This window comes from Kitasatospora sp. NPDC059088 (genome assembly GCF_042738155.1).
Taxonomy (GTDB): Bacteria; Actinomycetota; Actinomycetes; order Streptomycetales; family Streptomycetaceae; genus Kitasatospora.
On sequence record NZ_JBHYGR010000056.1, the window covers coordinates 51,955 to 55,590 of the forward strand.

General features: G+C 74.2%; 5 protein-coding genes. 2 read left to right on the top strand and 3 right to left on the bottom strand.

The features are described from left to right. Both ACFWXO_RS24495 and sigE read right to left on the bottom strand, forming a co-directional pair. The coding region (locus ACFWXO_RS24495; protein WP_380525921.1) for an anti-sigma factor family protein at nucleotides 1–528 on the bottom strand (528 nt) is incomplete at its 3' end. Continuing rightward, complete coding sequence (gene sigE / locus ACFWXO_RS24500) at nucleotides 525–1,253, bottom strand: RNA polymerase sigma factor SigE (RefSeq protein ID WP_375884886.1); 729 nt, start codon at nucleotides 1,251–1,253, stop codon at nucleotides 525–527. The genes ACFWXO_RS24495 and sigE, both read right to left, overlap by 4 nt. A gap of 288 nt (nucleotides 1,254–1,541) precedes the next feature. On the opposite strand from sigE, the gene ACFWXO_RS24505 reads away from it, so the two are divergent. Next, nucleotides 1,542–2,174, top strand: coding sequence for an O-methyltransferase (locus ACFWXO_RS24505; protein ID WP_380409399.1), 633 nt, complete (start codon nucleotides 1,542–1,544; stop codon nucleotides 2,172–2,174). A 109-nt stretch (nucleotides 2,175–2,283) separates the two neighbouring features. On the opposite strand, the gene ACFWXO_RS24510 is transcribed toward ACFWXO_RS24505, so the two are convergent. Then, the gene (locus tag ACFWXO_RS24510) at nucleotides 2,284–2,451 is read right to left on the bottom strand and encodes a DUF3117 domain-containing protein (protein ID WP_014137929.1); all 168 of its coding nucleotides are present in this window, start codon (nucleotides 2,449–2,451) and stop codon (nucleotides 2,284–2,286) included. 296 nt (nucleotides 2,452–2,747) lie between these two features. Here ACFWXO_RS24510 and ACFWXO_RS24515 point away from each other — a divergent pair, with 296 nt between their 5' ends. After that, nucleotides 2,748–3,548 carry an enoyl-CoA hydratase-related protein gene (locus ACFWXO_RS24515; protein WP_380409383.1) on the top strand — a complete coding sequence of 267 codons (801 nt, stop codon included), beginning with the start codon at nucleotides 2,748–2,750 and terminating at the stop codon, nucleotides 3,546–3,548. The last annotated feature ends 88 nt before the right edge of the window (nucleotides 3,549–3,636 follow it).

The following is a 3,636-nucleotide window of genomic DNA, read 5'->3' on the forward strand; positions in this document are numbered from 1 at the left end:
GCGGTTCCGCCGGCCCCCGCGCCGCGCCCCGGTGGCGTTCCCCCCGCCCCGGGGTGGTTCGTCGTGGCCCGGGCGGCGGCGTCGGCCGGCGTCCGCCGGGGCGTCCTCGGGGAGGCTGCCGACGGCCATCAGCCGGGCCATCAGCGCGGAGGAGGGGGCGGGGGTGTCGGTGCGGGTCAGCAGGTGCTTGACGGACCGGCCCTCGTCGGCCTCGGCCTTGCACTGCGGACAGGTGGCCAGGTGGGCCAGGACCCGCTCGCGGGAGTCGTGGCCGAGTTCGCCGTCGAGGAAGGCGGACAGCCGGTCACCCAGGTGGTGCTCCTCGGCCGCGGGCTCGGCGGGCCGTACGGGCAGCGCGCGCAGCGCCGTGTCGGCGGGCAGCGGGACGGTCGGCAGCAGAGGGTCCCCGAGGTCACCGCCCACCGGGTCCGCGGCGCCGCGGCGGCCCGGAAGGGCCCAGCTCCGCCGGGCCGAGGACCGGTCGGACGCATCCGAACGGTCCTGGCCGGACCAGCCGGTTCCGCTCACGATCGCCTCCGTCCGCGCCCGCCCGGCGCCGTCGCGACCTCGGCGGCGACGCCGACCGGCACCGGCTCCTCCGAGCCGCCGCGGCGCTCGCGGCCCGGGGCCGAGCCGGGGGCGCGGTGCTTGAGGGCGGCGCGCAGGTGGGAGCGGCCGCGGTGGATGCGGCTGCGGACGGTGCCGAGCTTGACGCCCAGGGTGGCGGCGATCTCCTCGTAGGAGAGGCCCTCGATGTCGCAGAGCACCACGGCGGCGCGGAACTCCGGCGCGAGGGTGTCCAGGGCCTGCTGCACGTCGGCGTCGAAGTGGGTGTCGCTGAAGTGCTGGGCCGGGCTGGGCTCGCGGGAGGCGAGCCGCTCGGCCGCGTCCTCGCCGAGCGCGTCGAAGCGGATGCGCTGGCGGCGGCGGACCATGTCCAGGAACAGGTTGGTGGTGATCCGGTGCAGCCAGCCCTCGAAGGTGCCGGGGGTGTAGGTCGACAACGAACGGAACACCCGGACGAAGACCTCCTGGGTGAGGTCCTCGGCGTCGTGCTGGTTGCCCGTCAGCCGGTACGCGAGGCGGTAGACGCGGGCGCTGTGCGCCTCGACGATCTCCTCCCACGTGGGCGGAGTCCAGCTCTGCGAGTCGGGACCCTCGGCGAAGGTCGCGAGGACAGGGGCCTCGGCGGTACCGGCGGCCGGCGTGGCGGCGGCGGGCTGGTCCAGGTCGGAGTGCGCAGGCTGGTTCATCACGGGCTTCGGCGTACGGGCCGACGCGGTGCCGCGGGAGTGCCGCCGCACAGGGACGTCGCCCTCGGCCACACCTCCTCGGTCGGCTCTTCTGCCCAGCAGGGCCACCACCATATCCACCTCACCCGTCAAGCCCGGATAAAAGTGTCCGGGAGGTCTTGCGCACCCGGTCGTCAGTGACAACGGCCCGCCGCCGTACGCGGTTCCCGCCCGGCCAGTAATCTGTGGCAGGAAATATCGACATGCTCCGGCACCGGGCCGCCACCCGGGGCTCCGAAAGAGGCAGCCATCAGCGAGTTCGGGCCCGCGCGCGCGGCCCTCGCCGACACCTACGTGGGCGAGGACGCCGTGCTGACCTACGCCCGGGCCCAGTCCGCGCGGACCGGCATACGGGCCATCGGGCCGAGCGGCGGGGCCTGCCTGCGGCTGCTGGCCGCCGCCCTGGACGCCAAGGCGGTGGCCGAGATCGGCACCGGCACCGGCGTCTCCGGCGTCTACCTGCTGCGCGGGATGCGGCCGGACGGCGTGCTCACCACGGTCGACTCGGAGCCGGTGCGCCAGCAACTGGCCCGCGAGGCCTACCAGGCGGCCGGGTTCGCGGCCAACCGCTCGCGGTTCATACCGGGCCGGGCCCTGGAGGTGCTGCCCCGGCTCGCCGACGGCCAGTACGACCTGGTGTTCTGCGACGGCGACCCGGCCGAGTCGCGGGAGTACCTGCTGGAGTCGCTGCGGCTGCTGCGGCCGGGCGGGATGGTCTGCTTCGAGGGGGTCTTCCAGGAGGGCCGGCTCGCCGAGCCGGACCACCAGGACCCGCAGACCGGCGCGGTGCGCGACCTGGTGCGGGACGTGCGGGAGAGCGACGCCCTGCTGCCCGCGCTGCTGCCGGTCTCGGACGGGCTGCTCTGCGCCGTGAAGCGCTAGCGGCCGTACGGCGCCGGGCCCCCGCCCCCGGAGAACGCACGGGCCCGGGCCGACATGACGTCGTGCCCGGGCCCGGCGGTACGTCTCCAGGAGACGGCGAGCGCTGCGGTCAGCCGCAGGCCTTCTTCAGGGCCTCGCCCAGGGCGTCGGCCTCGTCAGGCGTGAGCTCCACCACGAGACGTCCGCCGCCTTCGAGCGGAACGCGCATGATGATGCCCCGCCCCTCTTTGGTGACTTCGAGCGGGCCGTCACCCGTCCGCGGCTTCATGGCCGCCATGCTCGTTCCCCTTCCTGCAACCGCTCAGCTACGCACCGGCAGTCCGTCCACCGCCGGTATCGAACGCATTGATCGGAAGCCATTATCCCGCATGCCACGGCCTGATGACCAACATCACTCTCGGTGCAACCACGGCCGGACCGGCAGCAACCACCGCAATCGGCACCAAAAGCCCCGGCGTGGCGGCGGTGGTGACGGCACCGGAAGGTGCGATACCTCACACTCCCCAGTCCGCCCTCCGCTCCGGCATCCTGGCACGACCACCCGCGTGACGATCGTCGAGGGAGCCCTCACCCATGTCCGATTCCGTGCTCTACGAGCTGGACGGCGGCCTCGCCGTCATCACCATCAACCGCCCGGAGGCGATGAACGCCCTGGACGTGGCCACCAAGGTCGCGCTGCGCGACGCCGTGACAGAGGCCGCCGGGGACCCGGCCGTGCGCGCGGTGCTGCTCACCGGCGCGGGCGAGCGGGCCTTCTGCGTCGGGCAGGACCTGAACGAGCACCTGGCGCTGCTCAAGCGCTTCGAGGAGACCGGCGAGGGCGCGCTGCGGACCGTCGCCGAGCACTACAACCCGCTGACCCGCGCGCTGGCCGGGATGCGCAAGCCGACCGTCGCCGCGGTCGGCGGGGTGGCGGCCGGCGCGGGCGCCTCGCTCGCCTTCGCCTGCGACTTCCGGATCCTGTCCGACCGGGCCGGCTTCAACACCGCCTTCGCCGGGATCGCCCTGACCGCCGACTCCGGCGCGTCCTGGACGCTGCCCCGGCTGGTCGGGCACGCCAAGGCCACCGAGCTGCTGATGCTGCCCCGCACGGTCAAGGCCGCCGAGGCGATGGAGCTGGGCCTGGCCACCAAGGTCGTGCCGGGCGACGAACTCGCCGCCACCGCACGGGTCTTCGCCCGCGAGCTGGCCGAGGGCCCGACGGTGGCCTACGGCGCCGTCAAGGAGTCGCTGGCGTACGGCGCCTCGCACTCGCTGGACGAGCTGCTCGACAAGGAGGACGAACTCCAGACCCTGGCCGGGGAGAGCGAGGACCACCGGATCGCGGTGCGCGCCTTCATCGCCAAGGAGAAGCCGAAGTACGTCGGCCGCTAGGGCCTGTCCGGCGGATCTTGGCAGATCAGCGCGCGGCGTTGGGCGCCCGGCTGGGCGTGCGCCCGAGTCGGCCTCGTACTGGACGTAC

What these genes read in the sequence shown, in the direction of transcription:
- sigE (WP_375884886.1), bottom strand. Translation starts at nt 1,253, where the DNA reads ATGAACCAGCCTGCGCACTCCGACCTGGACCAGCCCGCCGCCGCCACG.
- ACFWXO_RS24515 (WP_380409383.1), top strand. Translation starts at nt 2,748, where the DNA reads ATGTCCGATTCCGTGCTCTACGAGCTGGACGGCGGCCTCGCCGTCATC.
- ACFWXO_RS24510 (WP_014137929.1), bottom strand. Translation starts at nt 2,451, where the DNA reads ATGGCGGCCATGAAGCCGCGGACGGGTGACGGCCCGCTCGAAGTCACC.